Annotated in this window: 1 protein-coding gene; it reads left to right on the top strand. The window is 61.5% G+C overall.

The genetic code is table 11. The features are described 5' to 3' along the window. Positions 1-180: 180 nt before the first annotated feature. On the top strand, positions 181-944 hold a 764-nt coding region (gene istA, locus ACTJLC_RS31770), incomplete at its 3' end, for an IS21 family transposase (RefSeq protein ID WP_440846423.1).

Here is a 944-nt window from a genome sequence, read left to right as displayed (position 1 = left end):
TGCGTATTTCACACCAAGCTGGACAGCGATTTCGCGCCAAGCTGGACAGGCATTTCACGCGAAGGTGGGCACGGATTTCACGGCAAGCTGGACAGCGATTTCACGCGAAGCTGGACAGTAGCCGCATGAGGTAGCGACGCGGGTCAACCGTGGCACGCTCGACACTTTGTCGGGAGCCACATGGCATACCCAAAGTTGACCATGCGTAAAATTCGTGAAGTGCTGCGCCTGCATTTCGAAAGCGGCTTCAACCATCGGGAGATCGCCCGAGCTCTTGGCGCGTCGCCGACCACAGTCGGACAGTACGTTCGGCGCATGCAACGCGCCGGACTCAGCTATCCGCTGCCCACGACTCTCTCTGACGACGAACTCGAAGCGCTGCTGTACCCACCGCCGCCCCGGGTTGAAGGGCAACGCCCCGAACCCGACTGGCCTACTGTGCGGCGCGAGCTGTCGCGCAAGGGCGTCACGCTTGACCTGCTGTGGAACGAGTACAAGGCCGAACACCCCGACGGCTACGCTTACACGTGGTTCTGCACCCACTACAACCGGTGGGCGAGCGCATTGCCGCTGACCTTGCGCCAGACGCACGCGCCCGGCGAGAAGCTGTTCGTCGACTACTCCGGCGACAGGATCGCCATCATCGACGCGCAGACCGGCGAGATCCGCGACGCCGAGCTGTTCGTTGCTGTTCTCGGCGCGTCGAATTACACGTACGCCGAAGCGACCTGGACGCAGCAGTTGCCAGACTGGATCGGTTCGCATGTGCGCACGTTCGAATTCATTGGCGGCTGTACAGAAATTGTCGTGCCCGACAACCTCAAGTCGGGCGTGCACAAACCGAGCTTCTATGACCCGATCGTAAATCGCACCTACGGCGCGATGGCTTCGCATTACTCCGTGGCAGTCATCCCCGCCCGCAGTAAAAAGCCCCGGGACAAGGC

Source organism: Paraburkholderia sp. 22099, from assembly GCF_052045835.1.
Lineage (GTDB): Bacteria > Pseudomonadota > Gammaproteobacteria > Burkholderiales > Burkholderiaceae > Paraburkholderia > Paraburkholderia terricola.
Note: the sequence above shows the minus strand (reverse complement) of the source record. Positions and strands in the feature narration are given on the sequence as shown.